12 protein-coding genes are annotated in these 20181 nt (G+C 67.8%); 8 read left to right on the forward strand and 4 right to left on the reverse strand.

Going from position 1 to position 20181, the window contains the following annotated elements:
* Positions 1–26: 26 nt before the first annotated feature.
* The gene (locus tag HUG10_RS06760; RefSeq protein WP_179168838.1) at positions 27–251 is read right to left on the reverse strand and encodes a DUF2061 domain-containing protein; all 225 of its coding nucleotides are present in this window, start codon (positions 249–251) and stop codon (positions 27–29) included.
* Positions 252–357: 106 nt separating this feature from the next.
* Here HUG10_RS06760 and HUG10_RS06765 point away from each other — a divergent pair, with 106 nt between their 5' ends.
* From HUG10_RS06765 to HUG10_RS06780, 4 genes are all read left to right on the forward strand, one after another.
* The gene (locus HUG10_RS06765; RefSeq protein WP_179168839.1) at positions 358–2130 is read left to right on the forward strand and encodes an acyl-CoA carboxylase subunit beta; all 1773 of its coding nucleotides are present in this window, start codon (positions 358–360) and stop codon (positions 2128–2130) included.
* 460 nt (positions 2131–2590) lie between these two features.
* Positions 2591–9616: a malectin domain-containing carbohydrate-binding protein gene (locus tag HUG10_RS06770; RefSeq protein ID WP_179168840.1), complete on the forward strand. Its 7026-nt coding sequence runs from the start codon at positions 2591–2593 to the stop codon at positions 9614–9616.
* A 356-nt stretch (positions 9617–9972) separates the two neighbouring features.
* On the forward strand, positions 9973–11937 hold the full coding sequence (locus HUG10_RS06775; protein ID WP_179168841.1) for a PKD domain-containing protein: 1965 nt from the start codon (positions 9973–9975) through the stop codon (positions 11935–11937).
* Between the two features lie 9 nt (positions 11938–11946).
* The gene (locus HUG10_RS06780; RefSeq protein WP_179168842.1) at positions 11947–12732 is read left to right on the forward strand and encodes a hypothetical protein; all 786 of its coding nucleotides are present in this window, start codon (positions 11947–11949) and stop codon (positions 12730–12732) included.
* A 91-nt stretch (positions 12733–12823) separates the two neighbouring features.
* Here HUG10_RS06780 and HUG10_RS06785 read toward each other — a convergent pair whose 3' ends face one another.
* The 3 genes from HUG10_RS06785 to HUG10_RS06795 form a co-directional block, all read right to left on the reverse strand.
* Complete coding sequence (locus HUG10_RS06785) at positions 12824–13414, reverse strand: PH domain-containing protein (RefSeq protein ID WP_179168843.1); 591 nt, start codon at positions 13412–13414, stop codon at positions 12824–12826.
* Entirely contained in the window at positions 13411–14025 is a 615-nt protein-coding gene (locus HUG10_RS06790; RefSeq protein ID WP_179168844.1) for a PH domain-containing protein, read from the reverse strand. The genes HUG10_RS06785 and HUG10_RS06790 overlap by 4 nt, the downstream gene beginning before the upstream one ends.
* 101 nt (positions 14026–14126) lie before the next feature.
* A complete protein-coding gene (locus HUG10_RS06795; RefSeq protein WP_179168845.1) occupies positions 14127–14618 on the reverse strand; it encodes a MaoC family dehydratase in 492 nt (163 codons plus the stop codon).
* Between the two features lie 1022 nt (positions 14619–15640).
* Here HUG10_RS06795 and HUG10_RS06800 point away from each other — a divergent pair.
* The 4 genes from HUG10_RS06800 (at position 15641) to HUG10_RS06815 (ending at position 20111) form a co-directional block, all read left to right on the forward strand.
* Positions 15641–16414, forward strand: a complete 774-nt coding sequence (locus tag HUG10_RS06800) for an IclR family transcriptional regulator (RefSeq protein WP_179168846.1) — start codon at positions 15641–15643, stop codon at positions 16412–16414.
* A 227-nt stretch (positions 16415–16641) separates the two neighbouring features.
* Complete coding sequence (locus HUG10_RS06805) at positions 16642–17931, forward strand: four-carbon acid sugar kinase family protein (RefSeq protein WP_179168847.1); 1290 nt, start codon at positions 16642–16644, stop codon at positions 17929–17931.
* Positions 17918–18934 (forward strand): 4-hydroxythreonine-4-phosphate dehydrogenase PdxA, encoded by a 1017-nt coding sequence (gene pdxA / locus HUG10_RS06810; RefSeq protein WP_394354987.1) that lies wholly within the window; start codon positions 17918–17920, stop codon positions 18932–18934. The genes HUG10_RS06805 and pdxA overlap by 14 nt, the downstream gene beginning before the upstream one ends.
* 121 nt (positions 18935–19055) lie before the next feature.
* Positions 19056–20111, forward strand: a complete 1056-nt coding sequence (locus HUG10_RS06815; RefSeq protein ID WP_179168849.1) for an isocitrate/isopropylmalate dehydrogenase family protein — start codon at positions 19056–19058, stop codon at positions 20109–20111.
* Positions 20112–20181: the final 70 nt, after the last annotated feature.

Raw genomic sequence — 20181 nt, forward strand, 5'->3', positions numbered from 1 at the left:
TTCTTCTTATCGAGCTGCCAGTGAACTCAGTCGATCCGCGCCCACAGCCGCTCGTAGCCGTAGTACGTGCCGGTCTTCACGACGTTGGCGACGATGCCGATGTTCAGCGCCTGTGTCAGGCTCCCCGTGACGAGCAGCGCGACGAGCACCGTTACGACCACCATGAGCAGGCGATAGCCGGCCGTCTTGACGAGCGACCGACGATGGCTCCGGGGCGGGAACCACGTCGACTGGACGTCATGTAACCCCATACAATTACCTCGGAATGGATTAGCAAATAGATTCGGGTGCGCCTCCGCCGGCGCTCGGTCGGAGCGCATGGAAACTCCTTTGGGCAATTCTTGCACAGGAGTTCGTATGAAGGTCCACGTGGGCGCAGGGGCGAGCGAGGAGGAGGCGAGCGCCATCGCGTCCGCACTCGCGGAGCACCTGGCGGTCGATATCGAGGTGTTCGCGGGCGAGAGCGACGAGCCGGCGGCGACCGCGTCCGCGCCCGAGCGGGAGTACCCGCTGGCGGACGACCTCGGGCCGACCGACCGCGAGGGCGCGCTCCGCGAGGAGATCGCCGACATCCTCGAGGGGGGCCCGAAGAAGTACAGGGATCGACTCCCCGAGCAGGGGAAACTGTTCGTCCGCGACCGGCTCGACCTCTGGTTCGGCGGGGACGACGAGGGCGAGGCCGGTTCGGGTGGCCTGAAGTTCGAGGATGGCAAGTTCGCGCACTTCGACGCGTGGCACCCCGACTCGCCGGACGTCGAGGAGTACGACGAGTCCGATCGGGTGCCCGCCGACGGGCTCATCACCGGCGCCGCGGAGTTCGAGGGGCGGGACGTCCACTTCATGGCGAACGACTTCACCGTAAAGGCGGGGTCGATGGCCGGCCGAGGGGTCGAGAAGTTCCTGCGGATGCAACAGCGCGCGCTGAAGAACGGCAAGCCGGTGCTGTACCTCATGGACTCCTCGGGCGGTCGCATCGACCAGCAGACGGGATTCTTCGCCAACCGCGAGGGCATCGGGAAGTACTACTACAACCACTCGATGCTCTCGGGGCGCGTCCCGCAGGTCTGCGTGCTGTACGGCCCCTGCATCGCCGGCGCCGCCTACACGCCGGTGTTCGCCGACTTCACGGTGATGGTCGAGGGGATGTCTGCGATGGCGATCGCCTCCCCCCGGATGGTGAAGATGGTCACCGGCGAGGAGATCGACATGCAGGACCTCGGCGGACCGGAGGTCCACGCGAAGCACTCCGGCAGCGCCGACCTCGTCGCCCGCGACGAGGAGCACGCCCGCGAACTCGTCGCACAGCTGATGACGTACCTGCCGGACAAGGCGGGCGAGAAACCCCCGCGGAGCGAGGCGAAACCGCCGAAGTACTCGCCCGAGGGCATCGACGAGCTGATCCCGGAGGCCCCGAACCGCCCGTACGACGTCCACGATCTGATCGAGCGCGTCGCCGACGCGGAGTCGGTGTTCGAACTCAAGCCCGACTACGGGGCGGAGATCGTCACCGCGTTCGTCCGCATCGACGGCCGGCCGGTCGGCGTCGTCGCCAACCAGCCGACCCAGCGCTCGGGCGCCATCTTCCCCGACGCGGCCGAGAAGGCCGCGGAGTTCATCTGGACCTGTGACGCCTACGAGGTGCCCCTGCTGTACCTCTGTGACACGCCGGGGTTCATGGCCGGCGCGGCGGTCGAGAAGGACGCCATCCTTGAGAAGGGGAAGAAGTTCATCTACGCGACCTCCTCCGCGACCGTCCCGAAGCAGACCGTGGTCGTCCGGAAGGCGTACGGCGCAGGCATCTACGCGATGGGCGGCCCCGCGTACGAACCCGAATCCGTCATCGGCCTCCCGTCCGGTGAGATCGGCATCATGGGTCCCGAGGCGGCGATCAACGCGGTCTACGCGAACAAACTGGACGACATCGAGGACGAGGCGGAGCGGCGGGAACGCGAGGCCGAACTCCGCGAGGAGTACCGGCGCGACATTGACGTCCACCGGATGGCCAGCGAGGTCGTCATCGACGAGATCGTCCCGCCCTCGGCGCTCCGCGAGGAGCTCGTCCAGCGGTTCGACTTCTACGCGGACGTCGAGAAGTCCCTGCCCGACAAGAAGCACGGCACCGTGCTGTGAACCGGGTCTGACGCTCCGCGACGCGGTGGAGTCCGAGATGGGGTCGCTCGATCGCCGGTCGGGGCCACGCGGCCGTTCTTGCTGGTAACTATCCGGTGTCAGTCGGTAGCTAAACCACGGTTACCCCGGCGCTGACCCGTAAATTCCGCCGAAGTATTCCTGACCGCTTCTGTTGGTTGAACTACGTGTCCCCGTGCCGTCGCTCGGTTTCGTGTTGGAACTCGGGATTCGGTCGATAATGCTCGATCAGTGACCGTAGTGATAGTCGGGCTATAGTGCCGATAACCGGCAGTAGATCGCCCCATCTCGAACCCCTCTACGGTTATCACATTTATACTGATACTATAGACTATCCAACTATTTCCCGTCCCTCCGGGGTCGATGCACCCCGGTCGGGGTCACACCGAGATGACCGAACCATGCCTACGCAACGAATCGAGTTGAAACGGAGCCCGCGCACATGATGCGCGGCGGAGACAACCGAATATTCGCGGTACTGTTCGCGGTACTGATGATGACGTCGATGTTCGCCGGCACGGTGGCCTTCACCGGGTCGGCGTCCGCCGCACCCGGCGACGTCCTGTATCGCGTGAACGGAGGCGGATCGACCGTGGCGGCCACCGACGGCGGCCAGGACTGGATCGCCGGTTCCGGATCGGCGTACGTGAGCGGTGGATCGACGTACTCCACAGCGAGTAGCGTCTCGACCGACGGGACCGTCCCGGCGAGTACGCCGAGCTCCGTGTTCCAGAGCGAACTGTACGGCGACCAGCAGTGGACCTTCTCCGACGGCATCCAGAGCGGCGAGGAGTACGAGGTCCGCCTGTACTTCGCCGAGATATACCACGGCGTCGACGGCGGCAACGCCGCCGGCGGCGAGGGTGACCGCGTCTTCGACGTGAGCGTCGAGGGTGAGACGGTCCTCGACGACTACGACATCTACGCCGACGTGGGCTCGGCGACCGGTACGATGAAGTCGTACACGGTCGCGCCCGACGACGGCCAGATCGACGTCGGCCTCACGACCGAGGTCGACAACGCGAAGATCTCCGCCATCGAGATCGTCGAAGCCGAGCCCCAGCCCGACACGCTCGGCGGACCGTCGAGCGTCGACTTCGGCACCGTGCTCGTCGACGATTCCGAGACCGAGACGGTCACGGTGACGAACCTCGGCGACGACGGCGACGCGGACATCACGATCGACGACGTCTCCGTCGCCGGGGACGACGCGTTCTCCGCGGGCGCTCCGTCACAGGCGACGCTCGCGCCCGGCGAGTCCGCGGACGTTCCGGTGACGTTCGCGCCCTCGGACGCCCAGTCAAAGGCCGCGACGCTCACCATCGACCACTCCGGGAGCAACTCCCCGCTGGAGGTCGCACTCTCCGGCGAGGGCGCGAGTGACGTCCCGGTCGGCTTCAGCGAGTCCACGCTGCAGGGCTTCAGCGCCGGCAACCCGACGGCCATCGACTTCGGGCCGGACGGCCGGGCGTACGTCTCCACGCAAGGTGGAGCCGTCTATGCGCTAGAGGTCGAACGCACGGACGGAGGCGACTACCAGGTCGTCAACGAGGAGCAGATCGACGCGATCGAGGACATCCCGAACCACGACGACCTCGGGAACCTCGACGCGGGCGAGACCAACAGGCAGATAACCGGACTCACGGTCGGCGGCACGGCCGAACAACCGATCGTCTACGTCTCCTCGAGCGATCCCGAGATACGTGTCGGACAAGACACTGACGCCACCGACACAAATTCCGGCGCGATCTCCCGGCTGGCGTTCGACCGGAACGCGGACGGGAGCCTCGCGAGCGTCGACCACGACGTGATGGTCCTCGGACTCCCGCGCTCCGAGGAGAACCACGCCACGAACGGCCTCGACCTGACCGCCGACGGCGACACGCTGTACGTCGCACAGGGCGGGCACACCAACAAAGGGGCCCCCGGTGACAACTTCGGACACACGCCCGAGTACGCGCTCTCCGCGGCGGTCCTCGAAATCGACCTGGCACAGATCGAGGCCAACTACCAGGCGAAGAGCCTCCAGAACGAGAACGGGAACTACCCGGACCTCGACTACCTGTACTCGATCCCGACCGTCCAGGGTGGCGACCTGCCCTTCGGCGGCGACGACGGCCTCAACCAGGCCAAGATCGTCGAGGGCGGTCCGGTTCAGGTCTACTCGCCCGGGTACCGGAACCCGTACGACCTCGTCCTGTCGGAGGACGAGCAGCTCTACGTCATCGACAACGGCCCGAACGGCGGCTGGGGCGGCCAGCCGGAGGGCGACGGTGCGAGCGGCGTCTGTACCAACGTCCCTAACGAGGACGGGAGCTACGGGACCGGCGACCAGCTCCACCTCGCCACCGAGGGTTCCTACGGCGGCCACGCCGCGCCGATCCGGGCGAACCCGGACGACGCCGGCCTCTACGACGCGGACGGGAACCAGTACCACGACTTCGACTCGTCGGACACGCCCGTCCCGTTCGACATGGCCAACCCCGTCGAGTGCGACTATCAGGACCCGAACGAGGACAACTCCATCGGTCCGACGTTCGGCTGGACCGGTGGCATCACGGAGTACACGGCGTCCAACTTCGGCGGCGAGATGCAGGGTGACCTGCTCGTCGTCGAGAACAGCAACACCATCAAGCGCGTTCAGCTGAACGCCGCCGGTGACGGCGTCACCGAAGTCACGTCGCCGTTCAACACGGCCGGTGCGCTGGGCATCACCGCGCAGGACGACGACGAGGCGTACCCCGGAACCATCTGGACCGCCAACCACGGTGATGGCGACGTCACCGTCTTCGAGCCGAACGACTTCGGCGACGGCGGTGGCGACCAGTGCACGGGGGCGGACGACCCGTCCCTCGACGAGGACGGCGATGGTTACGACAACGCCGACGAGATCGACGCGGGTTCGGACCCGTGCTCCGCGGCGTCCACGCCCGCTGACTTCGACGACGACGGGACCTCGAACGTCAACGACCCCGACGACGACAACGACGGGCTCGACGACACCGAGGACCCGTTCGCGATCGACCCGAACAACGGGCTCGACACGAACCTGCCGGTCGCCTACGACTTCGCGCCCAACTCCGAGTCCGGGACGATCCTGAACCTCGGCTTCACGGGCGTGATGACGAACGGTCAGGACTACCAGGAACTCTACGACCCGGACGAGGTGACCGCGGGCGGCGCGGCCAACGTCCTGACGGTCGAGAACGTTCCACAGGGTGACGCACACCAGAACACGAACACTCAGCAGCACGGCTACCAGGTCGGCGTGAACGCCGACGAGCCGTTCACGATCGAATCGACGGTGAACGGGCTTCCCGACGACGCGGAGTCGTTCCAGTCACAGGGGATCTTCCTCGGCACCGGCGACCAGGACAACTACGCGAAGCTGACCGCCACTGGCTTCAGCTCCGGAAGCGGTTCCGGCGTCCAGTTCGCCACGGAGGAGGACGGGAGCTTCACCGATGTCGCGAACCCGCCGGCACCGACCGCCGGCAACGCGACCACGCTCTCCATGACGGTGTACCCGAGCAACGGCACCGTCGAGGCGTACTACGCCGTGGACGACGGCGAAGAACAGTTCGTCGGCGAGACGACCGTTCCGACGAGCTGGTTCGACACCGCCGACGGGAACGGCACCGCCGTTGGCGTCATCGCGACGTCCAACGGAGCGAGTTCGACGTTCGACGCGACGTGGCAGAACCTGTACGTCGAGCAGCTGAACCCACCCGCGAACCAGCCGCCGACGGCCGACGCGGGCGCGGACGTCACTGTCGATGAGGGACAGGAGGTCACGCTCGACGCCTCGGGCTCGACCGACCCCGACGGCGACACGCTCGGCTACACCTGGACGCAGACGTCGGGCAGCCCCTCGGGGCTGCTCGACATGAGCGACAGCGAGCAGGTGACGTTCACCGCCCCCGACGTGGACGGTGACACGACGTTCACCTTCCAGGTCGAGGTCGCCGACGGCAACGGAGGCACCGACACCGACACGGTCGACGTGACGGTGCAGGACACCGACTCGGACACCGGCGGCGACATGTCCGTCGCGGAGGCCGTCGCGATGGGTGGCGAGAACGACACCCTTATCGAGGATTCGGAGATCCAGCAGGCGATCAACTGGTGGTCGACCGGCGGCGAAGTGCCGAACACCGGCGGGCAGACCATCGACGACTCGGAGATCCAGACCCTCATCAACATGTGGGCGACCGACGCCAGTGTCGGCGGCGGGAGCGGAGGCGAAACCGGCTCGGCGCTGGTCGAGATCACGCCCGACAGCGGGCTCGAGACCAGCACCTACGGCGGTGGAACCTACCAGGTGACGAACACCGGCGAGAAGGAGATCGCGGCGGTTTCGTTCGACCTCAGCACGGCGACGCTGCCGGACATGGTGTTCGACCCGCAGGGTACCGCGGGTGACCCGACCGGCGAGGGTCTCAACATCGCCAGCGACGGCGGCACCGGCATCACGACCGCCGAAGGGGACGAAGCGTTCTCCCAGCCGCACAACGGGCAGGACGCCGACGACGGCTACGACGTGATGACCGTCGAGTTCGACGACTTCCAGAACGGCGAAACCGCGACCTTCTGGGCCGACAACGACCCGACGAGCATCAAGGGCGCGACGGTCGGCTCCCAGGAGGCCGGTCCGGTCTCAGGACTCGAACTCGCCCGCTCGACGGTGACGATCACCTACGCGGACGGTACGACCCAGACCACCCAGCTGATGGGTGACGGGAGCGACGGCGGCTCGACCGCCGTCGTCACCGAGGGCGAGACTCCGGCGCCGACCATCGGCGCACAGGACGTCTCGCTCGACAGCGGCGTGCTCGACGGCTACCACAGCGGGGCGACGGTCTCCGAGGCCGGCCAGACCATCATGGTCACCGGCGAACCCGGCGAGACGGTCACGCTCGTGCGCGTCGAGGGCGAACTGACGCTGACGAACGTCCCGAACGACGGCTACAACATCGAAGAGTACGAGGCGAACAACGCACAGAACGTCGAGTACTACACGGCGACGGTCGGCTCGAACGGCCAGGCAGAGATCCCGGTCACGCTGACCGACACCACGTCCGACGGCGACGACAACGCCGGCTACAACTACTTCGTGGCCGCGCACGGGGAGGCCTCCGGCGACATGGGCCTCGCCTCGAACGTCGTTGTCCTCCAGTACGACGAGAGCGCCGGCGACGGCGACACCGGCGACGGCGACGTCGCCTTCGCCGTCAACGCCGGCGGATCCGAGTACACCGCAGGGGACGGCACGGTCTTCCAGGCCGACACCGGCTTCAGCGGCGGGAGCACGTACAGCGTCACCCAGGACATCGGCGACACGCAGGACGACCCGCTGTACCAGACCGAACGGTACGGCGACTTCTCGTACGACGTCCCCCTCGAGGACGGCGAGTACGAGGTCACCCTGCACTTCGCCGAGATCTACCAGGGCGTCTCCGAGAACGACGGTGTCGACTCGACCGGTCCCGACGACGGGACTCAGGAGAACGACCGGGTGTTCGACGCCTCGATCGAGGGCCAGCAGGTCCTGGAGAACTACGACATCTACGCCGAGGTCGGCCCGCTGAACGCGACCCAGGAGACGTTCACGGCCGATGTGACCGACGGCGAACTGAACGTCCAGTTCAGCACCGTCTACGACAACGCGAAGGTCAGCGCCATCGAAGTGCGGACCGCGAGCGATGACGGCGACGGCAACGCGGCGCCATCCGTCGACTCGATCAGCGACCTGACGGTCACCGAGGGCGACTCGGCGTCCGTCCCGGTCAGTGCCTCCGACGCTGACGGCGACGCGCTGTCGCTGTCGGTCGACGGTCCGAGCTTCGTCGGTCTCGACGACGCCGGCGACGGCACGGGGACGCTCAGCGTCGCCCCGCAGTCGGGCGACGCCGGGACGTACACGGTCGACGTGACGGCCGACGACGGCACGACCACGACCACCGAGAGCTTCGAGGTCACGGTCGAAGCCCCGTCCTCGGGCGGAACCGGTTCGGCGGACTTCACGGTCAACGAGAACGGCGGCATCGACGCGAGCACCTACAGCGGCGGCTCGTTCGAGGTCACCAACACCGGCGACAAACAGATCTCGTCGGTGACCTACGACCTGAGTTCGGCGACGTTCCCCGACGTGGTGTTCGACCCCGACGGGACCGCCGGCGACTCGGCCGGCAAGGGCTTCACCGCCGACAGCGGCGGGAGCGCGACCGGCCTCCAGGGCGGGTCGTTCGCTGCGCCGCACAACGGTCAGGACGGTGCCGACGGCTACGACGAGCTGACGACCACGTTCGACGACTTCGAGAACGGCGAGACGTTCGCCTTCTCGACGGACATCGACCCGACGAGCATCAAGAACGCCCAGGGGACGGGCGCGGCCGGCTCCGTCTCCGGCCTCGAGCTCACCGGCGCGACGGTGACCGTCGAGTACGCCGACGGCAGCACGCAGACGACGCAGCTGTTCGGCGACGGGAGCGACGGCGGCTCGCAGGCGACAGCGTCGGACGACCTCGCGAGCGCACCGACGCTCGGCGTCGACGGCGCCTCGCTCGATTCGGGCGCCCTCGCCTCCCAGCACAGTGCGGCGACGGTCTCCGAGGCCGGCCAGACCATCACGGTCACCGGCCCGGCGGACGCGACCGTGGTACTGCTTCATGTCGAGGGACAGCTCGAACTCGCCAACCAGGCGAACGGGTACGACCTCGAAGCCTACGAGGCGAACACCGCCGAGAACGTCGACTACCAGACGGTCGACCTCGGCAGCGACGGCGAGGCCACGGTCGACGTGACCCTCACCAACACCTCGAGCAGCGGCGTCGAGGGCGGGTACAACCACTTCGTCGCCACGGTGCAGGACGGCGACGGCACCGGCGCGACCTCGAACGTGGTCGTGCTGAAGTACGACGAGTCGAGCGACACGACGGGTCCGGAGTCGCAGGTCCTCCACCGCGTGAACGCGGGCGAGGACACGACCGTCCCCGCGACCGACGACGGTCCCGACTGGACCGGCGTCTCGGACACGTCCTCGCCGTACCTCGCCTCCGTGGCGAGTTCGGACGCGGGGACCTACTGTGCGGGCGACGACGTCACGGCCGACGGGACGGTTCCCTCGTCGACGCCCGACGCGGTGTTCGACTGCGAGCGCTACGGGGAGATGACCTGGGAGTTCCCGGTCGACGCCGGCCAGGAGATCGAGGTGCGACTCTACCTCGCCAACTCGTACCCCGGCGCGAGTGAACCCGGTGACCGGCAGTTCAACGTCTCCATCGAGGGGACGCAGGTCCTGACGCAGTACGACCCCGTGGCCGACGTCGGCCACGCCACCGGGACGACGAAGAGCTTCACCGTCACCGACGACGGCGACGGAACGGTCACGGTCGCCTTCGAGCAGGGGGCGGTCGAGAACCCCGAGGTCAGAGCCATCGAGATCGTCGAGGAGGGCGACTCGCAGTAGCGAGACCGCACGACCACGATGAGCGACGCCTCCACATCCGTCGGCGGTGCCCGCCACCGGTCGACCACTGAGGTCGCCCGTGCGAGCACCAGCGACGGCCGTGCGAGCACCAGCGACGGCCGCGTGTGGACGCGGGTCCACGACGGCCCCGGCACTCTCCGGAGCGCCGGAGGTCGACGCCGACTGGCGCCCTTCGGGGGTAACTGCGACGATACCGAACCGCGCCAGCCGAGCCGTCGACGCGGCCCGAGGAGGCCGCTCGTCGGTCACGACGACGGGACGAACCCCGTTCGATCGGGGCATCGGGCGACGACCACCCCACGACAGCAGCGATGTCGACGACACACCACTGACAGATGAACGAGACAGCACGAAGACGATTCAGAAAGACGATGGCCGCGCTCGTCGCGCTGGGACTCGTCCTATCGGTCCTCGGACCGGTCGGGACGGTCGCGGCGCAGCCGAGCGTCTCGGTAACACAATCGGTCGATAGTACGACGATCGCCCCCGGTGAGACGGTCACGATCACGACCGAGTTCACCGTCAGCGAACTCAACGCGCCCCAGTTGAGCGCCACGACGCCGGACGGGTGGGAGATCGAGTCCCAGTCCGCGACCGGCCCGGTGGCGTACAACGACGGGACGTGGACGTGGCTCGCCGGCGACGACGACGGTGTCAACGTCAGCTACACCGTCGAGTACACCGTCAGCGTCCCCGATGACGCCGACCCTGGCGAGTACACGATCAGTGCGGACGGATCGGCGCTGAGTCCGAGCGATTCGAGCGCGACCTCGGACAGCGCCACGACGACCGTCACGGTCGCGGAGCCTGACGAGAACGAGCCGCCCACCGCGTCGTTCACCAGCAGTCCGGACTCCCCGGAGACCGGCGAGCAGGTGAGCTTCGACGCCTCGGCGTCGACCGACGACAGTGCGATCACGAGCTACGAGTGGGACTTCGACGACGGCACGACCGCCACGGGCGCGTCGGCCACCCACACGTACGACAGCGCGGGCGACTACGACGTGACGCTCACCGTCACTGACGACGACGGTGAGACCGACACGGCGACCCAGACGGTCTCCGTCGGCGAGGCAGCCAGTCCGGCGAGCTTCCAGCTGTCGGCACTGGACGTGGAGTCACCCGTCACGCAGGGTGACACCGCCACGGTGACCGCGACGGTCGAGAACGTCGGCGACGAGTCGGCCACGCAGACGGTCGCGCTCGAGATCGACGGCACCGAGACCGACAGCCAGGACGTCACGCTCGACGGCGGGGCGAGCCAGCAGGTGAGCTTCGACGTCGACACCACCGACCTCTCGACAGGCGACCACGACGTGACGGTCTCCACCGAGGACGACAGCGCGTCCGACACGCTCGCCGTGAGCGAGGAACCGCCGGAGAACCTGAACCCGTCGGCCGCCTTAGATTCGTCGCCGTCCGCCCCCGAACCGGGTGAGACCGTGACCTTCGACGCCTCGGCGTCGAACGATCCCGACGGCGCGATCACGAGCTACGAGTGGGACTTCGACGGCGACGGGACGGCCGACGCCACCGGCGAGCAGGTCACCACCTCGTTCGACAGCGCGGGCGACTACGACGTGACGCTCACCGTCACCGACGACGACGGTGAGACCGACACGGCGACCCAGACGGTCTCCGTCTCGGAAGCGCCGGACGGCGACGGACCCGCAACGACGGTCAGTCTCTCGCCCGAGAGCGACCTCGTGGCGGTCGACCAGTCCACCGAGTACGACGTCGTCGTTGACGACACCGACGGCGGCGTCGGCGCCTACGAGCTGACGATCACGGTAGAGGACCCGAGCGTGGCGTCCATCACCGGCGTCGACCTCGCGGGCGTTTCCGACGAGGAGCTCACCGACGTGCAGATCGCCGACGATGGCTCCTCGGTCACCATCGAGGCGGTCCTGGTCGACACGGAGGACGACGGGAGCGCGACGCTCGGAACCGTCACCGTGCAGGCGAACGCGGAGGGGACCAGCGACCTCTCGCTCAACGTCTCCGACCTGGGGACCGAAGCCGGGGAGTCGTACGACGTGACCGGCACGAACGGCGCGTCGCTCACGGCCTCGACCCTGGTCGTCGGGAACTCCGAGAATCCTGCACAGGACCTCGACGGTGACGGCGACTATGAGGACATCAACGGCGACGGTACCGTGGACCTCCTCGATGTCCAGACGCTGTTCGCCGACCGCGACGGACCGGCCGCGAGTAACTCGCCCGAGGCGTTCGACTACAACGGCGACGGCGAGTTCACCCTCAGCGACATCCAGGCACTGTTCGCCCAGGAGATGGCGTAACTCGAACCAATGACTGACACACGCGCACCGACCACGTGCACGCGACTCGGGGTCGTGCTGCTCGGGCTGCTCCTGGTGACCGCGTCGGCGGTCACGGTAAGCGCGGCCGGCAGCACGACCGTGAGCCTGCACGCGGCGGGGAGCACTGTCGAGGAGGGTGAGACGACGACGATCGACGTCGTCGTCGATAACGCGGATGGCGGGGTCGGCACGTACAACGCGACCGTCGCCGTCGACGACCCGGACGTCGCGTCCATCACCGACGTTGAACTCGCCGGCGATCCGGGCCTCGACGAGGTCGAGATCGCCGACGACGGGTCGAAGGTGTCCATCCGCGCGGCGCTGATGAACACCACTGACGCCGGCGCCGTGACGATCGCGACGATCACCCTCGCCGGCGACGCCGACGGTTCGAGCGACGTCTCGCTCTCCGTCGCCACGCTCGGTGACGAGGAGGGACGCGCGTACTCGGTGTCCGAGACGCGAGGGTCCTCGGTCGCCGTCTCGGAGGACGACGACGATGACGACGAGGACGACTCCTCATCCGATTCGGCGGACGCATCGAGCACCGACGGGCCGACCGCCACACCCGACGGGACGAGCACGACGGATTCGTCCGTCGACCCGACCGGGACGTCGTCACCCGTGACAACGACTCCGTCGGCCGACTCCCCGCCGACCTCCTCCGATGAGAACTCGGGGAGTTCGCTGCTCCCGACGAGTCTGCTCAACGTCGCGCTGGTCGCCGGGGCGGTCCTGGTGACCGGACTGCTGCTCGCGCGGCGGTTCCGCTAGGGACTCGCCGCGACCCATTTTTCGGAGGCGACGGGACGCACACCGACACGTCCGGGGAGCACTGGCGCGACCACATCTCGGAGGGCACGAATCACGCCTCGAACGCCGACCGGAGCGCCCGGACCTCCTCGCGGACCGCCCGCCACTCCGCGATGCTTCCCGGTATCTCGTCGCTCTCGGCCGTCGAGCCGCCCGCGTGTTCGTCCACGATCGCACGAACGCCCGCGGGGTCGTCGACCCGGCGGAACGCGAACGACGCGCCCGCCGTCTGGAGTTCGACGGTACCGTAGCCGAACAGCGAGCCCGTCACGGACTGCGAGTAGGCCGTGTTCTCGACCTTCACGAGTCGCGCCCGCGAGACGGTCCGGCCGAGCACGCCGCGCTTGACGTACGCCGCGCGGTCGGTCACCGCGTACCGGGTGTTCACGAGCGACAGCAGTGTCGTCGCCGGGATGGCGACGCCGAGAAGCACGACCGCGATGACCACCGGGATTGGCGGCCGGACGGGAGCCGCCGGAAGTGCCCACCAGCCGACACCGACGGCCGCGACCACGAGGCCGACGAACGCGGCCGGGCCGGCCGCCGAGAGTCGCGGCCGTCCCCTCCAGCGCACCGTCTCGTCCTCCGCGAGCGGAAGCGACGCGGGGACGTCGGTCCCGGTCGGCGCGTCCGTGGCGGTCATCTCCCCGCGCCCGAAAAGTCGAACGGCTCCGTGGCCTCCGCGACCTCGGCGTCGCTCGCCCCGGTTCCGGTCGCCGTGGACTCCCCTTCGACGGCGGTACGGATCGCCCGGAGTTCCGTCAGGATGTCGGCGAGCACGTCGGTCTTCGACTCGCCGTCGCTCCGGCGGCCCTCGCCCGACCGGATGCGCGCGTTCACGAGCTCCTGGACGCGCTTCGGTTTGGGGACGTTGTCGAAACTGAGTTCGACGCCCGCGCCGCCGGCCGTGGAGATCTCGACTGTGCCGTAGCCGAACTGGGTCCCGAAGAAGTCCTGCGTGTAGGAGGTGTCCTGCACCTTCTCGAAGCCGACCCGCTTCACGTCGCGCGAGAACACGCCCCGCTTCTTGTACAATGCCTCGGTCGTGAGCACGTACTCCGTGTTCTCGCGGCGGAGGTACGCCGAGACGACGATGGGGATGCCGATCAGCACCAGCGAGAGCGGGATGCCGATCGCGAGGGCGGGGACCAGGCTGAGTCTGTGGGGGATGCCGGTCCAGACGACCTCTTCACCCGATTCGAGCGAGAGCCAGTCGAAGCCGTCCGGGAGCGCGGCGGTGGAGGACGATGACATAACCGGCCCTGTCTCGCGGGTCGTCATAAACCCCCACGACGGCCGTCTCGCCGGTCGCTGGCCCCCCTCGTTCGGCGGTTAACCGCGGTTCCGTTCGCGGGTCACTCCGTCGCCTCGCGCTTCAGGCTGAGCACCGTTCGCTCGAACTCGCAGACGAGGGTGTCGTCCCCGTCCCCATCCCCATCGTCGTCCTCCCCGTTGGCGACTTTGAACGCCTCCACGCGCATCGTGACGACGCCGCGCTCGCCGTCGCTCGTCTCGCGCTTTTCGAGCACCGTCGACCGCGCGTAGACGGTGTCGCCATGGAAGACGGGGTTCGGGTGCTGGACGTCATCGTACGAGAGGTTCGCGACGATGGTGCCGTCGGTGGTGTCCGGGATAGACAGCCCCGTCGCGAGCGCCATCGTGTAGATGCCGTTGACGAGGCGCCCTCCGAACTGCGTGTCCTCGGCGAACTCGGCGTCGAGGTGGAGCGGCTGCTGGTTCATCGTCATGTCGCAGAACGTCTGGTTGTCCCGCTCGCTTACCGTTCGGCGCTTCTCGTGTTCGATGGTCTCGCCGATCTCGAACTCCTCGTAGTACTTCCCGGCCATGCCTCGAGGTCGGCGGCGGGGAACAAAACCGTGAGGCTTCGTTGACAGCCGGATTGGACGGGGCGACACAGGCCCAGTCGAATACGAACGTTCGCGCAACGTCCCGGCGAGACGCGACATCATACGGCGTTTCTGCGACCGTCCTATTCGGGTCGCGGCCGCTTGCCCCTCGATTCGGGGTCGACGACGCCCACCTCCCAAGGGGGATCGGTATCGCTTCCGCAGCCTCTCCGATTTCACGGTTCGGCCGAGCGCAAATCCGACGGGTTCAGAGTTCGGAAATATATGTAGTTTCTCAAGTAATATGCCGTATAAGAAATTTTATTGATATATTCGATCGTAACGATAAGAATCCGTCAAACCGGGGGCCGAACGAGCGACCTGTCCGCAATGGAAACCCAACTCGCGTTGACGGCGGCGGGGCCACCTGTGGTGAGTACACGACTCGGGTCTCTCGTTGGTTCTCGGGCGAGGAGGTCGATCGTTTAACGTCGCAAAATCGGCGTAATGCCACTCTTCCAGAGGACTTGACAGAAACGGGTAGCTCGCAGGTGGAGCCGATCGACACGGTAGACCGGGGGATCGTCGTGGTGGGTTCAGAAACTCTTCACCACCTACCCACGGGACCCACCTGGCCCCCGTCGAGGCTGACTGTCTGATCACGTTGTCTTCATTAGATATCGACCCGAGTATAGAGAACATATATCCTATGAATATATAAGATTGGATTGGTATTAATCGTAAGGCTGAACAACGTATCTAACCCGTCCGGTCACTTGATCCCGCGGCTCGTTTCCCGACATTCAGGCTGGAACCCGTCGTGCTTTCCTCGGACGAGAGCGGTTTCGAGAGAAGCAATCCGGTTCGCACCGCCGTCTCCTCGTCAGCCGCTGAACACCGTCCGACGGGAACGGCCAGGTCACGTCGCTCGTTCGGTCCGTCCGTCAGTGATCGTTATCGTGAACGATCTGTCCGGTCTGTGTGAACAATCGTTTTGTATGATAACTGTGAACACACGGCCAATGGGAACGAACACCGCGAACGCGACGAACACGATCGGAGCGCTCGGAACCTCGTTCCGAATCCTCGAAGCGCTGAAAGAGAAGGGTGCCGCGGGCGTGACGGAGCTCGCGACGGACCTCGACCTCCCCAAGAGCACCGTCTACAGCCATCTTCGGACCCTTCACGAACACGAGTATATCGTCTGGCAGGACGAGACCTACCGGGTCGGTCTGAAGTTCCTCGAACTCGGCGAGCACACGCGCGACCGGATGCGCATCTACGACGTCGCGAAACCCGAGGTGGAGTCACTAGCCGAGGACACGGGGGAGCTGGCAAACCTGCTCGTCGAGGAACACGGCGTGGGCGTCTACCTCTTCCGTGCTAAGGGCAAACAGGCGGTCAATCTCGACACCCACGCGGGGAAGCGTGTAAACCTCCACTGTACGTCGCTGGGGAAGGCGATCCTCGCGTATCTCCCCGAGGAACGCGTCGACGAGATACTCGAACGCCGGGCTATGCCCGCCCGGACGGCCAACACGATTACCACGCGGGAGGAACTCGAAGCGGAACTGGACGCCATCCGTCAGCGCGGGTACGCGAAGGACAACGGCGAACGGTTCGCCGGACTCCGCTGTGTCGCCGCGCCCATCACCGACGACGACGACCGCGCCATCGGAGCCGTGAGCATCGCCGGTCCGACCAGTCGCATGAAGGGGGAGGCGTTCGAAACAGAGGTCGCCGAACGCCTCCAGAGCGCCGCGAACGTCATCGAACTCAACCTGACGTACTCGTGACCGCCGCCGCGGTATCGCTCGCCCGGTCCTAACCCGACGACGCCCGACGACGGACGCACTGCGCCATCGCCGACCCTCGCTCGACGGTCCCATCGTCTCGGGCTCCTGTTCGTGTTCCCGCTCGCGGCACCTCCTTGCGTCTCGCATTCGCGGGCGACGGGACCAACCGCGATTGTGTCCCCGCCTGCGGGACTGGCTTTTTACCCCCTCTCTTCGAACCCCGGGCGATGGCATGCTTCGGACTCGTCGTCGCCGACGACCTCACCGGGGCGACCGACACGGGCCACGAGTTCGCCGCCCGCGGCCTCCGGACCCTCGTCTCCGTAGGCGCCGCAACGGCGGCGGAGGACGGTCCCCCGGCGGACGTTCGCGTCGTTGACACGGACTCCCGGTACGTCGACCCCGAGGTCGCGGCGGCGGCGGTCCGCCGCGTCATCGGCGCTCACGACGCCTCGTTCGTCTACAAGAAGGTCGACTCGACGCTCAGGGGGAACGTCGTGGCGGAGGTGGACGCCGCGCTCGACGCGACCGGCGCCGACCTCGCACTCGTCGCCCCCGCGTCGCCGCGAAACGGCCGGACGACCGTCGAGGGGTACCACCTCGTCGACGGCGTCCTCGTCGCCGAGACCGACGCCGGCGACGACCCCGAACGGCCGGTCGATACGTCCCACCTCCCGACGCGCTTCGCCGGGTCGTCCTACCCGGTCGTCAGGCTTCCCGTGGACCGCGTCGCCGCCGGGGCGGACGCCGTCGCCGACGACCTCCGAGCGACGGCGGGCGAGGGCCGAGCGGTCGTCGTCGCGGACGCCGTCCACGAGCGTCACCTTGAGGCGCTGGCGACGGGGGCGGCGAAGTCTGGCTGTTCGGTCGTCTACGTCGGGAGCGCCGGACTCGCCCGGTACGTGAAGACGCCGCCGCCCACCGCCGACGGACCTCCGTCAGTGCCGACCCGGGAGCGGAGCGTCCTCTGCGTCGTCGGGAGCACGAACCCGGCCACGCTCGAACAGGTGCGCGCGCTCCACGCGGAGTCGGTGGTTCCGCTGGACCTCGAAGCGGCCATCGACGATCCGGGGGCGGCGAGCGACGCCGCAGCGTCGGCCTGTGCCGCCCGACTCGACGACGCTGGCTTCGCCGCGCTCGTCTCGGCGCCGGACAGCGACGCGCCTGCCCGGGCGCTCGAGGCGGGTCGGCGTCTCGGACTCGAGGGGACGTCGGTCCGCACCCACATCGCCGAGGCGCTGGCCGGGACGGTGGAGCGACTCTGGCACCGTGACGACGACACCCCGGAATCGCTGTTCGTCACCGGCGGTGCCGTCGCCAGCGACGTCTTCGACGTGCTGGACGCGGAGGGCGTCCTGCTCTCGGGGGAGGCGGTCGAAGAGGGGATCCCGCTGGGGTGCGTTGCCGGCGGCGTCGCGGACGAGACTCCCGTCGTCACGAAGGCGGGCGCGTTCGGAAGTCCCGGGGCAATCCGTAAGTGCGCCGCCCGTCTCGGTGGACGTGATGAGTTCGAGTAAGCCCCTGGTCGCCGTGACGATGGGCGACCCGGCGGGAGTGGGGTCGGAGGTCGCGGCGAAGGCGTACCCCTCGGTCACCGAGTTCGCGCGGATCGTGGTCGTCGGCGACGCCGACGCGATGCGGGCGGCCGCCGCGGCGTGCGACGCCGCGTTCGACGTCCGCGTCGTGGAGTCGACGGACGAGGTTGAGGACGACCCGACCACCTTCGCGGTCCTCGACTGCGACAACGTGGACGAACTCGTCCCGGGCGAACTGCGCGCGGCGTACGGCGAGGCGAGCCTCGAGTACGTCGAACGTGCGATCGACCTCGCGGTCGCCGGCGAGGTCGACGCGATCGCGACTGCGCCCATCAACAAGCAGGCCACGCGGATGGCGGGGAGCGAGCACGCCGGACACACGGGGCTCCTCGCCGAGCGGACGGGGGTCGAGAACTACTCGATGATGCTCATCGAGGACGACCTCCGGGTGACCCACGTGAGCACCCACGTCCCCCTGAGGGAGGCCTGCGACCTCGTGACGACGGGGAACGTGCTCGACACGATCCGCGTGACCGACGGGGCGCTGCGCGAACTCGGCCTCGAGTCGCCGCGCGTCGCCGTCGCCGGGCTGAACCCCCACGCCGGTGACGGCGGCCTGCTCGGCGACGAGGACGCCGAGGAGATCGCCCCGGCGGTCGAGCACTCCCGCGAGGAGGGCGTCGACGCCGACGGTCCCCTCTCGCCCGACACGGCGTACGTCCGGGCCGCACGGGGGGAGTTCGACTGCGTCGTCTCGATGTACCACGACCAGGGGCACATCCCCCTGAAGATGCTCGGGTTCGACGAGGCGGGCGGCGTCAGCGGCGTCAACATGACGATCGGTCTCCCCATTATCCGCACGAGCGTCGACCACGGGACCGCCTTCGACATCGCCGGCGAGGGAATCGCCAGCGAGACGAGCATGGTCGACGCTATCCGCGTCGCCGCGGACGTAGCCGAGAGTCGTGGGAAAACGAAGTCCTGAGCCCACATCGGCCAACCAAATCCCGAGCCCTCGCCGGGACGACGAAAGCCCTGCCGCGACGATTGGGGGACGACGTTATGCTAGGGGGAACGTTTATGTTCACACTCGCCACCTCAAACCCGTGAGCTACGACATCGCACTACTTCCGGGGGATGGGATCGGCATCGAAGTGATTGACGCGACGCTCCCCCTCCTCGAGGACGCCGCGGACCTCGGCGGGTTCTCCGTCGAGACGACGCGGTACGAGTGGGGGAGCGAACGCTACCTGGAGGAGGGGTCGATGATGCCCGAGGACGCCATCGAGACGCTCGAGGGATATGACGCCATCCTCCTCGGCGCCGTCGGTCACCCCGACATCCCGGACCACCTGACCCTCCGGGGAATGATGCTCCCGATCAGGAAGGCATTCGACCAACAGGTCTGCAAGCGCCCGTCCGTCCTGTTCGACGGGATCGAGAGCCCGCTGCGTGGGTACGAGGGCGGCGACATCGACCTCGTGGTGTTCCGCGAGAACACCGAGGGGGAGTACTCGGACGCGGGCGGCCACGAACACCGGGGATACCCGCACGAGGTGGCGGTCCAGACGGCCATCTACACGCGGCAGGGGACCGAAGCCATCGTGCGCGCGGCGTTCGAGGAGGCGACCGCCCGCGAGGGCCACCTGACGAACGTCACGAAGTCGAACGCGCAGGCCCACGGCATGGTGTTCTGGGACGAGATCGTCGAGGAGGTGGCCGCGGAGTACCCCGAGGTGACCGTCGAACGGCTGCTCGTCGACGCCGCCTCGATGGACCTCGTCCGCCGACCCGACGAGTTCGACGTCCTCGTCGCCTCGAACCTGTTCGGCGACATCCTCACCGACATCGGCGCGATCGTCAGCGGGAGTATGGGGCTGGCGCCGTCCGCGAACATCAACGTGGAGGGGCACTCGCCATCGATGTTCGAACCCGTCCACGGGAGCGCCCCGGACATCACGGGCGAGGGAATCGCGAACCCGCTCGCGACGGTGCTGTCGATCTCGATGCTGTACGAGCACCTCGGCGAGGACGCCGTCGCCGCGGCCCTGTGGGACGTCGTCGCCGACCAGTTGTCCGACGAAGACGCCCCGCGGACGCCCGATCTCGGCGGCGACGCCGGAACGAAGGAGGTCGTTTCGGATCTCCGTAGGCGGCTCTAAGCAGCCCGCGTCACCTCCCAGACGGGGTAGCCGAAAGACGGGAGTGGTTCCGGGGTCCCGGACGTCGACG

This window comes from Halorarum halophilum, from assembly GCF_013401515.1.
Lineage (GTDB): Archaea > Halobacteriota > Halobacteria > Halobacteriales > Haloferacaceae > Halorarum > Halorarum halophilum.

What these genes read in the sequence shown, in the direction of transcription:
- HUG10_RS06760 (WP_179168838.1), bottom strand. Translation starts at nt 251, where the DNA reads ATGGGGTTACATGACGTCCAGTCGACGTGGTTCCCGCCCCGGAGCCAT.
- HUG10_RS06765 (WP_179168839.1), top strand. Translation starts at nt 358, where the DNA reads ATGAAGGTCCACGTGGGCGCAGGGGCGAGCGAGGAGGAGGCGAGCGCC.
- HUG10_RS06770 (WP_179168840.1), top strand. Translation starts at nt 2,591, where the DNA reads ATGATGCGCGGCGGAGACAACCGAATATTCGCGGTACTGTTCGCGGTA.
- HUG10_RS06775 (WP_179168841.1), top strand. Translation starts at nt 9,973, where the DNA reads ATGAACGAGACAGCACGAAGACGATTCAGAAAGACGATGGCCGCGCTC.
- HUG10_RS06780 (WP_179168842.1), top strand. Translation starts at nt 11,947, where the DNA reads ATGACTGACACACGCGCACCGACCACGTGCACGCGACTCGGGGTCGTG.
- HUG10_RS06785 (WP_179168843.1), bottom strand. Translation starts at nt 13,414, where the DNA reads ATGACCGCCACGGACGCGCCGACCGGGACCGACGTCCCCGCGTCGCTT.
- HUG10_RS06790 (WP_179168844.1), bottom strand. Translation starts at nt 14,025, where the DNA reads ATGTCATCGTCCTCCACCGCCGCGCTCCCGGACGGCTTCGACTGGCTC.
- HUG10_RS06795 (WP_179168845.1), bottom strand. Translation starts at nt 14,618, where the DNA reads ATGGCCGGGAAGTACTACGAGGAGTTCGAGATCGGCGAGACCATCGAA.
- HUG10_RS06800 (WP_179168846.1), top strand. Translation starts at nt 15,641, where the DNA reads ATGGGAACGAACACCGCGAACGCGACGAACACGATCGGAGCGCTCGGA.
- HUG10_RS06805 (WP_179168847.1), top strand. Translation starts at nt 16,642, where the DNA reads ATGGCATGCTTCGGACTCGTCGTCGCCGACGACCTCACCGGGGCGACC.
- pdxA (WP_394354987.1), top strand. Translation starts at nt 17,918, where the DNA reads ATGAGTTCGAGTAAGCCCCTGGTCGCCGTGACGATGGGCGACCCGGCG.